Here is a 15,692-nt window from a genome sequence, read left to right as displayed (position 1 = left end):
CCCCCCCCGGCGGGGCGGCCCCCCCCACCCCCCCCCGCCCCCCCCCCCCCCCCAACCCCACCCCCCCCCCCCCCCCCCGGGGGGGCGGGGCGCCCCCCCCCCCCCCGGGGGCCCCCCCCCCCCCCCCCACCACTTTAGACCGGCTCCGGCTCCTCGAGAGCCTGCAAACGGGCGAGATTTGTGGCTGACCAGACTTCGACCGCGAACCAGTGGCCGGCAGATGCCGGCCCTTCCGATCTGATCTCTCCAGGCCGCAAACGCCTTGGCTGGACGCTAATGGCCGTTGCGACGCTTGGCCTGCTGGCGACGATCGTGCTGGAGATCCTCTACAAGGGCAGCGCCGATACGATCGGCTTCGAGACCTGGCGCCCCGTCGTCTATGCCTATGTGCTGTGGGGTGTGGCGATCGGCGTCGGCCAAGTGCTGACGCGTGGCGAAGACGGACAGCGTGCCCTGTTCCTGCTGCCGGCGCTGCTGTTCACCATCGCCATGGTGATCTTCCCGACGCTGTTCGGTTTCTACATCGCCCTCACCGACTGGAACCTCAGCTCGTTCAGCGGTCGCAAGTTCAACGGGCTTGACAATTTCTGGCAGATGCTGGCCGATCCCTACTACCGCAACGCGCTGTTCAACATGGTGCTCTATGTGCTGGCAGTGGCGGTCGAATATGTCATCGCCTTCGGCCTGGCGCTGCTGCTCAACGCGCAGATCCGGGCGCGAAAGTTCTTCCGCGTCGTCTTCCTGATGCCGCTGATGCTGTCGCCGGTCGCGGTGTCGTGGATGATCGGCAAGTCGCTGATGGAATACCGGTTCGGACCGGCCGCAACGCTGGCGCGCCATCTCGGCTGGGAAAATCCGGCCTTCTTCTCCGACCCGATCATCGCCCGCATATCGATCATGATACTGGATGCCTGGACCTTCATCCCATTCATGATGATCATGCTGCTGGCCGGGCTGCAGGCGATGTCGCGCGAGGTGCTCGAAGCCGCACGCGTCGACGGCGCCAACGCGTGGCAGACCTTCTGGCAGGTCACCTTCCCGCTGATGCTGCCGGTGTCGGTGACGGCGGTGATCCTGCGCATCATCTTCAAGCTGAAGCTTGCCGACATCATCATCACCGTGACATCCGGCGGCCCCGGCGGCGCCACCGATTCCGTGTCGAGCTTCATCTATCGCGAATATCGCGACCGCTCGAATGTCGGCTACGGAACCATGCTGGCGATGGCCTATCTGGTGATCATCGTCGTGTTCGTCACGTGGCTGTTGAAATTCGCCAACCGTTTTGTCCGCAATGTCAATTAAAGCAAGATGGGGGTGAATTGAGCCCGATGAGCGTTCAGACCACCGAATATGTCGCCTCGGAGATCCGCTCGCCCGCGAGCTTCCTCGCCAGCCGCGTTTTCATCTATGGGGCACTGGCCTTCTGGGCGTTCATCTGCCTGTTCCCGATCTACTGGACGGTGACAACCTCGTTCAAGACCGCGGTCGACGTCACGCAAGGCCATCTCATCCCCTTCGTCGACTTCCAGCCGGACTGGAAAGGCTGGCGCTCGCTCGGCCTGTCGCCGGACTCGATCTTCCAGACCTCAACGGTGCGCGAGGAGTTCCTCAAGCGCTTCATGAATTCGGTGATCACCTCGGTCGGCGCATCGAGCCTCGCCATCGTCATCGGCAGCCTCGCCGCCTATGGGCTCACCCGTTATCGCTATCATTTCGCCTGGTTCAAAAACGAGGACATCTCGTTCTTCTTCCTGTCGCAGTTGATCCTGCCGCCGGTGGTGCTGGCGCTGCCCTTCCTGGTGCTCTATCGCGAGGTCGGACTGCTCGACACGCGCATCGGACTGATCCTGCTTTACACGCTGATGGTGCTGCCGATCGTCATCTGGATCATGCGCGACCAGTTCAATTCGATTCCCGTCGAGCTCGAGGAAGCAGCCCTGGTCGACGGGCTGTCGATCTGGGGCGCGTTCTTCCGCATCGTCATGCCCATCGCGCTGCCGGGCATGGTCGCCGCCTTCATCCTGGCGATGGTGCTGTGCTGGAACGAGTATTTCTTCGCCGCCCTTTTGACCTCGACCGACGCCAAGACGATCCCCGTCATGGTGGCGAGCCAGACCGGCTCGCAAGGCATCAACTGGTGGTCGATGGCAGCGCTCGCGACGGCGGCGATCGCGCCGCTGGCGGTGATCGGCATCGCGCTGGAGCGCTATCTGATCATGGGCATGACCGCGGGCGCGGTGAAGTAGCAGGGCCGGCCTTCCCTTCTCCCCCTGTGGGGTTAGCAGCCGGTTCGCCGAAGGCGAATTCATCGTGCCAGTGGCACGATGAAAGGCCGGCGAACGCCGGGACGCTGCGAAGCAGCGGGGACCCGGCAGGGTGGATCGACTAACCACGCCCGGCCCTTCGCAGGCTCAGGGCGTTCGAAGCTCGAAAAGCCAAGCAATTGGCTTTTCGTCCGCGACGCGGACCGCTTCTCACCCCACAAGGGGAGAAGGAAGAACCGCTGCTAGCGTCCCAAGATCGCTCGCAGATGGTCCATGATCATGGCGACGCCCTTCTGCCCAAGCTCGGCCGAAGCATCCTCGGCGCTCGCCGTGTACCAGCTCTTGTTGTTGCCGAAATGAGCGGCATCTACAGCCTCCGGGCATAGCGCCAGCATCAGCGAGGTCTCACCGATGCCGGCATGATCGAACGGGTACTTGCCGTTCATGTCAGCCGACATCAGCGGATGCACCTGCACCCAGTTGAAGAAATTTTCACCCGCGGCGTGCCCGGAATAGTAGTCGGCCATCGCCTGAGAGCCCCACCAGCCCTCGCCGCGCTCCTTTTCGAGGAAGCGGAAGATCGCCTGGCGGCCGGCGGTCTTGAACGCCAGATCGGTCGGCATGCCGGCGGCAAAGTTCTCGGTCTGGTGGTGGATGATGGCGTGGATGTTGCGAAAGCCGATGCGCAGCAGGCTGTAGAACAGCTCCTCGCCGAACGGCGCCAGCGCATTGCCGCCGACCTGCACCGAGCCGCTGCCTTCCGGGGGCGCCACCGCATAACTCGCAGCACCGTAGTAGAAGGGCGGCAGGATGACGACGTCCTTCTCCTTTTCGAACAGCTCCAGCGTGTTGACGACGGCCAGCGTGTCCATGCCGACGGCCATGTGCTCGCCATGGTATTCGAGCACGCCGAGCGGCAGAGCGACCGGCCAATTCTCGGCGATCGCCCTGCGGATCTGGTGTGGCAGCATCAGTTCGTAGCGCATGATCTATTCCATGTTGGTGTGGCGGGCGCGCATGGCTTCGGGCGACGCTCCGATCAATTCCCTGAGCTTCAGCACCATCACCTCGAACAGCAGGAACAGCGCGCCTTCGAACACCGAGCCCATCGGCAGCACCGATGTCTTCTGCGCCCCCTGATCGTTGGCCATGGTCTGCGCGGGAATGAGCAGGGTGAAGTCGGCAAGCCTTGCCGCGCTGCCTTCGGCCTGGGCGGTCAGCAGGAGGTTGGTCGCGTCGGCATCGTGCGCGACCTGCATCAGGGTCAGCACGGTCGAGGTCTCTCCCGGCCCGGAACTGACCAGGAAGACATCGCCCTGCCCCAGCGGCGGTGTGTTCATGTCGCCGACCACGGACACCGGCAGGCCCAAATGATAGAGCCGCATGGCAAAACCCTTGACCTGCAAGGCCTCGCGGCCGCAGCCATAGACGACGATCTGTCGCGCGCCGGCCAGCATTTTGCAGGCGGCGTCGATCCGGCTTTCGTCGATGCGGGCCAGCACGCCGCCGAGCTCCTCAAGCGCGGTCTCGAACAGGCTTTTGCTCTTGTCGCTCACCGCGATCCTGCCATCAAAAATCACCCCTGGGATTTGCCGCCCTTGCTGCCACGAACAGCTTGATTTCGTTCATGCTAGCAACCGCGAAAATGCGTGTCCAACGCGCAGCGATGCTTTTGCCTGATCACAGGCGTGATAGTGTCATGTCAGACAAATCAAGCGAGGCAAACGGCAGCATATGAAGACACGGCATTTCGACCGCATCGGCAATGGCGGCATCAGTTTCACCGAGCTCGGCTTCGGCGCGGCGCCGCTCGGCAACCTCTACCGTGCCGTCTCCGACGAGGACGCCAACGCAACGCTGGAGGCCGCGTGGGCGACCGGCTGCCGCTACTACGACACCGCGCCGCTTTATGGACTCGGCCTCTCGGAAACGCGGCTCAACCCGTTCCTGCGCGGCAAGAAGCGCGACGACTATGTGCTGTCGAGCAAGGTCGGCCGCATCATGCGCGCCTGCCCGCCCGAAGAGCGCACCGGCATCGGCAAGTTCTTCGACACGCCGTCGCGCCGCGAAGTGTACGACTACAGCTATGACGGTGTCATGCGCTCGTTCGAAGCCTCGCTTGAGCGCCTCGGCGTCGACCGGATCGACATCCTCTTCGTGCACGATGTCGACATCTTCACGCATGGCAGCAAGGAAGCCTCCGACCGGCGCATCGAGGAGTTCATGCGCTCGGGCTATTACGGCTTGCTGTCGCTGCGCGACCAGGGCGTGATCAAGGCGTTCGGTGGCGGCATCAACGAGTGGCAGGTCGCACAGACGCTGGCCGAGCGCGGCGACTTCGACCTGTTCCTGCTGGCCGGACGCTATACGCTCCTGGAACAGGAGGCGCTGATGTCCTTCCTGCCGCTCTGCCAGGCACGCGGCATCGGCATCGTTCTCGGCGGCCCCTACAACTCCGGCATCCTGGCGACCGGACCGAAGCCCGGCGCCTACTACAACTACTCGGAAGCGCCGAAGGACATACTCGATCGGGTCGCCGGGATCGAAAACGTCTGCAAGCGTCATGGTGTCAGGCTGATCGAGGCCGCCCTGCAATTCCCGCTGCTGCACCCCTCGGTCGTCTCAGTGGTCCCCGGTGGCCAGCGGCCGAGCGAAGTCGAGAGCAATCGCTCGCTGCTCGATGCGAAACTGCCCCCAGCGCTTTGGGCCGATCTCAAGAAGGAAGGTCTTATGCGCACCGAGGCGCCGACCGCGTAAGCCGGCCGCCGTCGCGTCAGCGTCGGGCACAAAAAATGAAAAGCCGGGCAAGCCCGGCTTTTCTGTTCGCGTGTACCCGCGCAGGGCATAAAAAATGAAAAGCCGGGCAAGCCCGGCTTTTCTGGTCGCATGTACCCGCGTAGGGCGCCAAAATGAAAAGCCGGGCAAGCCCGGCTTTTCTGAGGTCTCTGAAAAGAAAAAACGCTTAGTTGACTGCGTCCTTGAGGCCTTTGCCGGCCGAGAACTTCGGCACGGTGCGCGCCGGGATCTTCACTTCGGCGCCGGTCTGAGGATTGCGGCCGGTCGACGCCGCACGCTTTGACACGGAGAAATTGCCAAAGCCGACAAGCCGGACATCGCCGCCCTTCTTCAGTTCGCCGGTGATCACGGAAAATACCGCATCGACCGCCGACTGCGCATCACCCTTCGAAATGCTCGCGGCGTCGGCGACAGCGGACACCAGTTCGTTCTTGTTCATAAAAATTCCCTTCCATGAGAACACCGGAACTATCGACTCATCCGGCAGGAAACGGACTTTAGAAAGAAGCGCTCCCGCAACCAAGTCGAAAAGGCAGGAAAAAAGCGGAAAAAGCCCGGAAATGCTGGGTTTTTCACATGAAAAAGCCGGGCTCGAGGCCCGGCTCTCCGTTTGTGCGCTGCAACCTTGACGAAAACCAGCGCATGACATCGAAAACCGCAGTCGGTTTCGGAAAGGGCCATGCGCAAGCTTGAGCGTCAGACCGTCCTTTGTGCGTCCAGATGGACGCCCGGCACTCTAATGCGCCAGGGACTTTCCAGCGTCGTCGGCACTGTCTGTCGAGGCCGGCGGATTGACCGGTTCGACCCATTCGATCGGCTCCGGCATACGCACCAGCGCGTGGCGCAACACCTCGCCGACACGTGAGACCGGAATGATCTCCATGCCGTTCTTCACATTGTCCGGGATCTCCGCCAGGTCCTTGGCATTGTCTTCCGGGATCAGCACCTTCTTGATGCCGCCGCGCAGCGCGGCGAGCAGCTTCTCCTTGAGCCCGCCGATGGGCAAGATGCGGCCGCGAAGCGTTATCTCGCCGGTCATCGCCACATCCGCCCGGACCGGAATACCCGTCAGTACCGACACAATGGCTGTCGCCATGGCAGCACCCGCAGACGGACCGTCCTTCGGCGTGGCGCCTTCCGGCAAGTGCACGTGGATGTCGCGCTTGTCGAACAGCGGCGGCTCGATGCCGAAATCGACGGCGCGCGAGCGGACATAGGAGGCCGCCGCCGAAATCGATTCCTTCATCACGTCGCGCAGGTTGCCGGTCACCGTCATGCGGCCCTTGCCGGGCATCATGACGCCTTCGACCGTCAGCAGTTCGCCGCCGACTTCCGTCCAGGCAAGACCTGTAACGACACCGACCTGATCGTCAGCCTCGACCTGGCCGAAGCGGTAGCGCTGCACACCAAGGTAATCGGAGAGGTTCTCCGCCGTGATGCTCACCGTCTTCTTCTTCGTCTTCAGGATCTCGGTCACCGCCTTGCGCCCGAGCTTCATCAGCTCGCGCTCCAGGCTCCTGACGCCCGCTTCGCGGGTGTAGGTCTGGACGATGGCGCGGATCGCGTCCTCACCGACGGAAAACTCCTTCGGCTGCAGCGCGTGATCGCGGATCACCTTCGGCATCAGGTGCCGCTTGGCGATCTCGATCTTCTCGTCCTCGGTGTAGCCGGCGATACGGATGATCTCCATGCGGTCCATCAAGGGCGCCGGGATGTTCAACGTGTTCGCCGTCGTCACGAACATGACGCTCGACAGGTCGTATTCGACCTCGAGGTAATGGTCCATGAACGTCGAGTTCTGTTCCGGATCGAGGACCTCGAGCAACGCCGATGACGGATCGCCACGGAAGTCCTGGCCCATCTTGTCGATCTCGTCGAGCAGGAAGAGCGGGTTGGACTTCTTGGCCTTCTTCATCGACTGGATGACCTTGCCGGGCATCGAGCCGATATAGGTGCGGCGGTGGCCACGGATCTCGGCCTCGTCACGCACGCCGCCAAGCGCCATGCGGATGAATTCGCGACCGGTCGCCTTGGCGATCGACTTGCCGAGCGAGGTCTTGCCGACGCCGGGAGGGCCGACGAGGCACAGGATCGGCCCCTTCAGCTTCTTCTGGCGGCTTTGTACAGCGAGATACTCGACGATGCGCTCCTTGACCTTGTCGAGGCCGAAATGATCGGTGTCGAGCACGTTCTGCGCAAAAGCCAGATCCTGCTTGACCTTGGAGTTCTTGCCCCACGGAATCGACAGGATCCAGTCGAGATAGTTGCGCACGACGGTCGATTCAGCCGACATCGGCGACATCGTCCGGAGCTTCTTCAACTCGGCTTCCGCCTTTTCGCGGGCCTCCTTGGAGAGCTTGGTCTTCTTGATGCGCGCCTCGATCTCGGCGGCCTCGTCGCGGCCGTCCTCGCCTTCGCCGAGCTCCTTCTGGATCGCCTTCATCTGCTCGTTGAGGTAGTATTCGCGCTGCGTCTTCTCCATCTGGCGCTTGACGCGCGAGCGGATGCGCTTCTCCACCTGCAGGACGGAGATTTCGGCTTCCATGAAGCCCATAGCCTTTTCCAGCCGCTCCTTGACCGAGAGCGTGGCCAGCATTTCCTGCTTCTCAGGGATCTTGATGGCGAGATGCGAGGCAACCGTGTCGGCGAGTTTGGAATAGTCGTCGATCTGGCTGGCTGCACCCACCACTTCGGGCGAGATCTTCTTGTTCAGCTTGACGTAGTTCTCGAAGTCGGTGACGACCGAACGCGCCAGCGCCTCAACCTCGACCTCTTCCTCGTCCGGCTCGACCAGCGCCGCGGCGCGGGCCTCGTGGAAGTCCGGACGGTCGGTGAACGAGACGATTTTCGCACGCGAAGCGCCTTCGACCAGAACCTTGACGGTGCCGTCGGGCAGCTTGAGCAATTGCAGCACATTGGCGAGCGTGCCGATGTCGAAGATGGCATCGGGCTCGGGATCGTCGTCGGCGGCATTCATCTGGGTGGCAAGCAGGATCTGCTTTTCCTGACCCATCACCTCTTCCAGCGCCTTGATCGACTTCTCACGCCCGACGAAGAGCGGCACGATCATGTGCGGGAACACCACGATGTCGCGCAGTGGGAGAACTGCGAAGACGCCGTCGCTGGGTGCCTTGGATACTTTGGCCATTGTCCAACCTTTCATGTCGCGGCCGCCAATCAGCCAACCGCGAATCTTATATTAACGACCGGGGATCGTTCCGCCTACCACCGTTTATGACGGGAGTTTTACAGCACAGAAATCGGGCACCTCGGCCTTCTCCAGTTAGTTGGATGCACGACCCCCAAAGATCAAGGGGCGTGTCCAAATCCGCACTTCCAACCCGTCCGCGAGTGACACATTTGCGACGCCAAGCCGTACGCCGCGCAAAAGCCCTGTGTGACAGCAAAACGGCGCCTTGCGGCGCCGTTTCAGAATTTCGCTGCGGGCTCATGATGTCAGGCGCTGACATTGCCCTTCTTTTCCTTCTGCTCGGAGTAGATGTAGAGCGGCCGGGCACTGCCGGTCACCACCTCCTCCGAAATCACCACTTCGCGCACGCCTTCGAGCGCGGGAAGCTCGAACATCGTGTCGAGCAGGATCGCCTCCATGATCGAACGCAGGCCGCGCGCGCCGGTCTTGCGCTCGATGGCGCGCTTGGCGATCGCCGAAAGAGCGTTCTCGTGGAAGGTCAGGTCGACATTCTCCATTTCGAACAGCCGCTGATACTGCTTGACCAGCGCGTTCTTCGGCTCGGTCAGGATCTGGATCAGCGCCGGTTCGTCGAGGTCTTCCAGCGTCGCCAGGACCGGCAGACGGCCGACAAATTCGGGGATAAGACCGAACTTCAACAGATCCTCGGGCTCGACCAGGCGGAAGACATCGCCAGTGCGGCGATCCTCGGGCGAAGCGACGACCGCGCCGAAACCGATCGAGGTCTTGCGGCCGCGATCCGAGATGATCTTGTCCAGCCCGGCGAAGGCGCCGCCACAGATGAACAGGATGTTGGCTGTGTCGACCTGCAGGAACTCCTGCTGCGGGTGCTTCCTGCCGCCCTGCGGCGGCACGGAGGCGACGGTGCCTTCCATGATCTTCAGAAGCGCCTGCTGCACGCCCTCGCCCGACACGTCGCGGGTGATCGAGGGATTGTCCGACTTGCGCGAAATCTTGTCGATCTCGTCGATGTAGACGATGCCGCGCTGGGCGCGCTCGACATTGTAGTCGGCCGATTGCAACAGCTTCAGGATGATGTTCTCGACGTCCTCGCCGACATAGCCGGCTTCGGTCAGCGTCGTCGCGTCAGCCATGGTGAAGGGCACATCGATGATGCGGGCCAGCGTCTGCGCGAGCAGCGTCTTGCCGCAACCGGTCGGACCGATCAAAAGGATGTTGGACTTCGCCAGTTCGACATCGTTGTTCTTGCCGGCATGTGCGAGGCGCTTGTAGTGATTGTGGACCGCCACCGACAGCACGCGCTTGGCGTAGGGCTGACCGATGACATAGTCGTCGAGAACCTTGAGGATCTCCTGCGGTGTCGGCACGCCTTCGCGCGACTTCACCATCGAGGTCTTGTTCTCTTCACGGATGATGTCCATGCAGAGTTCGACGCACTCGTCGCAGATGAAGACCGTCGGACCGGCGATCAGCTTGCGCACTTCGTGCTGGCTTTTGCCGCAAAACGAGCAGTAAAGCGTGTTCTTGGAATCGCCGCTGTTGTTGCCGACCTTGCTCATTTTCATGTCCTTTCATGGCCGCCCGCCGATGGTCTGGCTGAAAGGGCGCATACTCTATCTATCGCGGGAATCCGCCGCCGCCAGTGTGTCCCGGCTCCCGCAACGCATTCCGTACGAAACACAAATCAGAAAACGTGGCAATGATTCGCGACAACCCCGCATAAAGCTAAGCCGCCGAAACTCAACATAGCCTTAACGTAGGCAATCCTGTCCCCCGAGGGAACAGCCAATTGTGGCCGAAATGCCGCAAGACGCGCCAAAAGCGCGTGATGGTGCCATCCAACTGCCAACTTGCCTTTATGCCAGCGCCCCTTCGGCCGCCTCGCGCGACGAAATAACCTTGTCGATGAGGCCGAAATCCTTTGCTTCGTCGGCGGTCATGAAATGGTCGCGGTCGAGCGTTTTCTCGATCTCTTCGTAGCTCTTGCCGGTGTGCTTGACGTAGACCTCGTTGAGGCGACGCTTCAGCTTGATGATATCCAGGGCATGGCGCTCGATGTCGGACGCCTGGCCCTGGAAGCCGCCGGAAGGCTGGTGAACCATGATGCGGGCGTTCGGCGTGGCAAAGCGCATGTCCTTGTGACCGGCGGTCAGGAGCAGCGAACCCATCGAAGCCGCCTGGCCGATGCAGAGTGTCGACACGGCCGGCTTGATGAACTGCATGGTGTCGTAGATCGCCATGCCGGAGGTGACGACGCCGCCCGGCGAATTGATGTAGAGGTTGATTTCCTTCTTCGGATTCTCGGCTTCGAGGAACAAAAGCTGCGCGCAGACCAGCGTCGCCATGCCGTCCTCGACCGGACCGGTGATGAAAATGATGCGCTCCTTGAGGAGGCGCGAGAAAATGTCGTAGGCCCGCTCGCCGCGATTGGTCTGTTCGACCACCATCGGAACGAGGTTCATGTAGGTTTCGACGGGGTTCTTCATCAGATATCTCTTATCTCGCGGTGGGATTCCGGCGCCGGGAATGCCGGCAGATCGGGCAGAATCGGTTCTGGATCGTTATTCCGTAAATAGGATGCCGGCTCATCCTTGTGCAAGGCCGACCCCTCCTAGCCATCTGGGTAAGTCGAATCAAGCTTTCTGACCAAGGATTCGGGCCGGCGGATGCTTCCGCGGGTCCGGAGCCGCATGGCCGGCCGCGCAAGGTAGCAGTTTCTTAACCGCGTCACTTAACGAAATGCGCCGAAACCGCTTTTTTCCGAGACGGCTTCCTCTACAATTCAACGTTGAACTTATGCGTAGAGTTCAACAGGGGAAGTGTCATGCCCGGGAAAACCGCATGCTTCACCATCGCCGGCCTGACCATGCTCGGCACGATTTCGCAGACGGCGGCCGGCGGCCGCGCCGTCGAATGTTATGAGCCGGTCCGCAGTCCGGCCGTCTACGACACGGTCTATGAAGACGTGATGATCAGTCCGCCCGGTCAGCAGGTCGACTATATCGCCCCTATCTATGGCACCCGCGAGCGCGTCGTGATGACCGTTCCGGCGCAAGTGACCTACCAGGTCGTGCCGGCCGTCACCCGCACCGTCTACCGCACGGTCCGGATCGATGGCGGCGGCTATTCCTGGGAATGGCGCGTCATCCATGGCCGCAAAGTGCTGTGCAAGGTCTGGCACAAGGCGCGCTACGAACGTGTCGCCAAAACCGTGGTGATCCAGCCCGAACGCACGCGGCGCGTGGTCATCCCCGCACAATACGACAGGATCGCCCAGGAGGTGCTGGTGCGGCCGGAGCAAAGGCGCGTCATCGATGTTCCCGCCTCCTACCAGACCGTCGCGCGTCGTGTGCTGGTTCGCGAGGGTTCATCGGGCTGGCGGCGGGTGCATATTCCCAGGCATTGCCAGGATTAGGTCACCCCCGGCGGCGCTCAGGCGACCTCCGCCCGCAGCCATGCCTTCAAGCCGGCAATATCCCCATCGCCGACAGCAGCGGCAACGCGCCTGCCGACCGCCGCGCCGAACTTGTAGCCGTGACCGGAGCATGCCGAGACAACAAGGCATTTGCCCTTTTCATGCGCCATGAATTTTTCGTCTGATGTGAAAGTGTAGGCGCAGGTGACGACCTCGGTCACCCGATAGTCCTCGATGCGGGCGATCGGCGGCGAAAACAGGTTGCGGATCGCCTCGCCCTCGCCCGCCACCGGCTGACGGTTCCAATCGGCGTCGCTGGTCGGCACCCTGTGCAGGCCGGACCCGAATTTCATGCCGGCGCCGCCGGAGGGCGGGATCACATAGCCGTCGATCGCGCCGCCGACATCGAGGACAACCGGTGCCGCCTGCCAGGCCGCATCGAGGTCGGCCGGCGGTTCGACATAGGCAAGTGCGGTTCGATAGGTCTTCAGCTCGCCGTCCAGCTCCGGAAACAGTTTTAGCACCCAGGCGCCGGCGGCGACGACGATGCGGTCGGCCTGCATGGTCTCACCGCTTTCGAGCACGATGTGGCCGGCTTCGGCGTCGACTTCGACGACCTTGCTATTTTCGTAGACATTGGCGCCGTTGGCGCGCAGCCACTTTGCCAGGCCCGACGCGATCTTGCGGCAATGCAGGGCGCCGCCTTCGGTCGAGAAATAGGCGTAGCGAAACGACCCGGCTTCCAGAAACGGCCAGCGCATCACGGCTGCATCCGGCTCCAGCAATTCGAACGGAAAATTGCCTTCCTCCAGACCCTCGCGATATTCCTCGGCCTCGTCGCCCGGCTCGCGCGAAATGCAGACAAATCCTCTGGGATCGAGGTGGCTTTCGCCGAGATCGGCCCACATCTCGTCCCAGGCCTGGTAGGCCTCGGTGATCAGCCGGCCGTAGCCGGTCCCCGCGCGGTAAGCGCGGCGGATGATGCGATGATGGTCGCCCGACGCGGCCATCGGGTTTGGGATCGGCCCTTGCTCGACGATCGAAACGCTGTGGCCGGCCTTGACCAGCGACCACGCCGTCGAGAGACCGGCAATACCCGCGCCGACAACGATCACCTTCATCAAATCAGACTTTCCGCAGCCGGTTGGCTGGCTCAACGTATTGGATTGCGGGCGCCAACATACGGTCTGGAACCAAGCTGGCAAGCCGCGCTATTGGTCTGGCATGAGCAAATTGACGCCTACCGCCCTGGCCTTTGATCCAGCCACTCGACATCTGCGGCTCGACCCGCACGAGCCGGCCTTTTTTCAAAACCCTTATGATGCCTATGCTTTCCTGCACGGCGTATCGAATGCATTCTTCTGGGAAGAATTCGGCTTCTGGTGCTTTGGCGGTTTCGACGACGTCAACCGGCTGCTGCGCGATCGCCGCTTCGGCCGGCAGAACCCGGCCGGCATTCCAGACAGCCGCGGCATTGGACAGGACCGCAGCCATCTCAGGGCCTTCGACGGCGTCGAAGCCAATTCGATGCTGGAACTGGAGCCGCCGGTGCACACGCGGCTGAGAACACTGGTCAACCGCGCCTTCGTCTCGCGCCAGGTCGAAAGGCTGCGGCCGCGTGTCGAGGCTTTGGCCAACGACCTGATCGACCGTTTCGAACCAGGCAAGACGGTCGACCTGTTGCCTGCTTTCGCGGCGCCCTTGCCGATCACCATCATTGCCGAAATGCTCGGCGTCCCGGTCGAAATGGGGCCGCAACTGCTCGACTGGTCGCACCAGATGGTTGCCATGTACATGCATGGCCGCACACGCGCGATCGAAGAGACGGCCAACCGCGCCGCCCGCGAATTTGCGGATTTCCTCCGTGGCTACGTCACCGAGCGACGCCGAAATCCCGGCGACGACCTTTTGTCGCTGCTGATCTCGGCGCAGGAGGACGGTGAGAGGCTGTCGGAGGACGAGATGGTGTCCTCGGCGATCCTGCTGCTCAATGCCGGCCATGAAGCAACCGTGCATCAGACCGGCAATGCCGTCCGCTCGATCCTTATGCAAGGTGGCGATGTCAGCCGCTTCTTCGGTTCGCCCGAGGCGACCGCGGCAACGGTCGAGGAATGCCTGCGCTTCGACGCGCCGCTGCACATGTTCGCGCGCTATGCCTATCAGGAGATCGAGGTCGCGCCCGGCATCGTCGTGCAGCCGGGCCAGACGATCGGGCTGCTGCTGGGCATGGCCAATCATGACCCGCGCGCCTTCGCCGATCCTCTCGCCTTCCGGCCCGACCGGGCCGACCAGAAGAACGTCTCCTTCGGCGCCGGTATCCATTTCTGCATCGGCGCGCCGCTCGCCCGGCTCGAATTGCAGGTGTCGCTGAAAACCCTGTTTGAACGGCATCCGAAGCTGCATCTTGCCGAAGAGGCGCGCTTTCGGGACACTTACCATTTCCATGGGCTGGAAACGCTCGCCGTCGGCTTTTGAGTACCGCTGGGCCGCCGGCCTATTTCACCATGGCGCCAGCCGCAACCACAAGGTCTGCTCACCGGACCGCCTACGACATGCCCTTCCACGACAAGGCACCGGAAGCTATCTCAGCCAGTTCCAGCGAAATAGTCATAAGCAGGCAGCACAAGCTTGGGGGAGAGCCTGAAGGCCGTTGCTGGCAGCCCCTGTTGATCCATGCCAAATCGCAAGATCGGTCGAGCGCGACATATCCGGAAAGGCCTAACTGGTGTCGTCACGGAGAAAGAGACGTTGAAGGCCGCACTTGAAAACTACCAGGCTCGAATGCAGCGGGTGCTGGACCATATAGACCAGCATCTGGATGACGATCTGGGGCTGGAGGCGTTGAGCGGTGTCGCGGCGTTCTCGAAATACCATTTCCACCGGCAGTTCACGTCCACCTTCGGGGTGTCCGTGCATCGCTATGTCCAGCTCGCCCGCATGAAGCGTGCTTCGTACAGACTTGCCGAAAGTGACGCCCAAAGCGTCACCGACATAGCCATGGATGCCGGTTACGACGCGCCGGATGCCTTCGCCCGCGCCTTTCGGCAACGGTTCGGGCAATCGCCCTCGTCGTTCCGGAAATCTCCCGACTGGGGGTCGTGGCTCATGGCCTTCGGGCCCCTCGAAAAAGCAAGGAACACGCTCATGCAGATAATCTTTGAACACGACGACGTGACGATCCGCGATGTGCCCCCGACGCCGGTGGCGATCATGGAGCACCGCGGAGACCGGGCGACGCTCCAGGACACCATCCAGCGGTTCATCGCCTGGCGTAAGGCCGCGGGCTTGTCGCCCGAGACAAGCCCGACCTTCAACATCTTCCGTTCCGAAAGGGAGCCCGCGGTCCCGGCTGACTACAGCATGGACATTTGTGCCGGGACCGACCGGCCGATCGAGGCGAATGACGCGCAGATGAAGGCTGGCGTGATTCCCGGCGGTCGTTGCGCGGTGCTGCGCTATCCCGGCAATACCAACAATCTCGAACCCGCAGCACGTTACCTTTATCGTGAATGGCTTCCGGCCAGCGGCGAGGAAGCACGCGACTTTCCGATCTATTGCCAACGACATCTGTCCCACTTCCCGGAGGGACCGCTACGCGAAGTGGTCGTTGAACTCTTTCTGCCTCTGAAATAGCTCGGCAGGACAGCGGTCTGTCCCTTCCGATCGCGAGCATCATGGCGACGCGAGATCAAAGCTTGATCACGTACTCCTTGCGAGTCGTTTCAAGCACTTCCCAGCTGCCTTTGAAGCCAGGCCTGAGCACGAAGCTGTCGCCGGCCCGAACGGTGCGCGCTTGCCCACCGTCCTCCGCGATCACCGAAACGCCGGACAGGATGTGGCAGAACTCCCATTCGTCATAGACGATGCGCCATTTGCCCGGGGTCGATTCCCAGATGCCGGCGTAAAGGCCGCCGTCGCGCTCCTCGACATTCCAGGTGCGGAATTTGGGATCGCCCGAGATCAGCCGATCCGGCGCCGGCGCGCCCTGTTCGGCGTCGACAGTGTCGACGCCGATGGCAAGAAATTTTGACTCGCTCATGATCGG

The 15,692-nt window shown here is 62.2% G+C and carries 14 protein-coding genes; 6 read left to right on the top strand and 8 right to left on the bottom strand.

From position 1 onward, the window contains the following. The first annotated feature begins 180 nt into the window (after positions 1-180). Together AC0L2U_RS27070 and AC0L2U_RS27065 are read left to right on the top strand one after the other, a co-directional pair. Positions 181-1,302 carry a carbohydrate ABC transporter permease gene (locus AC0L2U_RS27070; RefSeq protein WP_127273345.1) on the top strand — a complete coding sequence of 374 codons (1,122 nt, stop codon included), beginning with the start codon at positions 181-183 and terminating at the stop codon, positions 1,300-1,302. 26 nt (positions 1,303-1,328) lie between these two features. Then, positions 1,329-2,246, top strand: a complete 918-nt coding sequence (locus AC0L2U_RS27065; protein ID WP_127268003.1) for a carbohydrate ABC transporter permease — start codon at positions 1,329-1,331, stop codon at positions 2,244-2,246. Positions 2,247-2,506: 260 nt separating this feature from the next. Here the strand turns inward: AC0L2U_RS27065 and AC0L2U_RS27060 are convergent, their stop codons facing one another. After that, positions 2,507-3,250, bottom strand: coding sequence for a creatininase family protein (locus AC0L2U_RS27060; RefSeq protein ID WP_473602889.1), 744 nt, complete (start codon positions 3,248-3,250; stop codon positions 2,507-2,509). 3 nt (positions 3,251-3,253) lie between these two features. Beyond that, a complete protein-coding gene (locus AC0L2U_RS27055) occupies positions 3,254-3,820 on the bottom strand; it encodes an SIS domain-containing protein (protein ID WP_292334898.1) in 567 nt (188 codons plus the stop codon). Between the two features lie 178 nt (positions 3,821-3,998). Here AC0L2U_RS27055 and AC0L2U_RS27050 point away from each other — a divergent pair, with 178 nt between their 5' ends. Then, positions 3,999-5,021, top strand: coding sequence for an aldo/keto reductase (locus AC0L2U_RS27050; RefSeq protein ID WP_473602888.1), 1,023 nt, complete (start codon positions 3,999-4,001; stop codon positions 5,019-5,021). 205 nt (positions 5,022-5,226) lie between these two features. Here the strand turns inward: AC0L2U_RS27050 and hupB are convergent, their stop codons facing one another. The 4 genes from hupB to clpP form a co-directional block, all read right to left on the bottom strand. Further along, positions 5,227-5,499 carry a DNA-binding protein HupB gene (hupB, locus tag AC0L2U_RS27045; RefSeq protein ID WP_127268007.1) on the bottom strand — a complete coding sequence of 91 codons (273 nt, stop codon included), beginning with the start codon at positions 5,497-5,499 and terminating at the stop codon, positions 5,227-5,229. Between the two features lie 297 nt (positions 5,500-5,796). Beyond that, positions 5,797-8,208 carry an endopeptidase La gene (lon, locus tag AC0L2U_RS27040; RefSeq protein WP_127810676.1) on the bottom strand — a complete coding sequence of 804 codons (2,412 nt, stop codon included), beginning with the start codon at positions 8,206-8,208 and terminating at the stop codon, positions 5,797-5,799. Between the two features lie 308 nt (positions 8,209-8,516). Further along, a complete protein-coding gene (gene clpX / locus AC0L2U_RS27035) occupies positions 8,517-9,791 on the bottom strand; it encodes an ATP-dependent Clp protease ATP-binding subunit ClpX (RefSeq protein ID WP_013532190.1) in 1,275 nt (424 codons plus the stop codon). Positions 9,792-10,088: 297 nt separating this feature from the next. Continuing rightward, positions 10,089-10,718, bottom strand: a complete 630-nt coding sequence (gene clpP / locus AC0L2U_RS27030; RefSeq protein ID WP_013532191.1) for an ATP-dependent Clp endopeptidase proteolytic subunit ClpP — start codon at positions 10,716-10,718, stop codon at positions 10,089-10,091. A 338-nt stretch (positions 10,719-11,056) separates the two neighbouring features. Here clpP and AC0L2U_RS27025 point away from each other — a divergent pair, with 338 nt between their 5' ends. Further along, positions 11,057-11,647, top strand: coding sequence for a hypothetical protein (locus AC0L2U_RS27025; RefSeq protein WP_473602887.1), 591 nt, complete (start codon positions 11,057-11,059; stop codon positions 11,645-11,647). Positions 11,648-11,664: 17 nt separating this feature from the next. Here the strand turns inward: AC0L2U_RS27025 and AC0L2U_RS27020 are convergent, their stop codons facing one another. Next, positions 11,665-12,768 (bottom strand): NAD(P)/FAD-dependent oxidoreductase, encoded by a 1,104-nt coding sequence (locus AC0L2U_RS27020; protein ID WP_127396707.1) that lies wholly within the window; start codon positions 12,766-12,768, stop codon positions 11,665-11,667. A 103-nt stretch (positions 12,769-12,871) separates the two neighbouring features. On the opposite strand from AC0L2U_RS27020, the gene AC0L2U_RS27015 reads away from it, so the two are divergent. Both AC0L2U_RS27015 and AC0L2U_RS27010 read left to right on the top strand, forming a co-directional pair. Further along, a complete protein-coding gene (locus AC0L2U_RS27015) occupies positions 12,872-14,122 on the top strand; it encodes a cytochrome P450 (protein ID WP_127396708.1) in 1,251 nt (416 codons plus the stop codon). 273 nt (positions 14,123-14,395) lie between these two features. Continuing rightward, positions 14,396-15,280, top strand: coding sequence for an AraC family transcriptional regulator (locus AC0L2U_RS27010; protein ID WP_473602886.1), 885 nt, complete (start codon positions 14,396-14,398; stop codon positions 15,278-15,280). Positions 15,281-15,335: 55 nt separating this feature from the next. Here the strand turns inward: AC0L2U_RS27010 and AC0L2U_RS27005 are convergent, their stop codons facing one another. Next, a complete protein-coding gene (locus AC0L2U_RS27005) occupies positions 15,336-15,686 on the bottom strand; it encodes a cupin domain-containing protein (RefSeq protein WP_127258223.1) in 351 nt (116 codons plus the stop codon). Positions 15,687-15,692 lie beyond the last annotated feature (6 nt).

It is taken from the genome of Mesorhizobium sp. WSM4808 (assembly GCF_055811675.1).
This window is presented reverse-complemented; position numbering and strand designations above follow the sequence as displayed.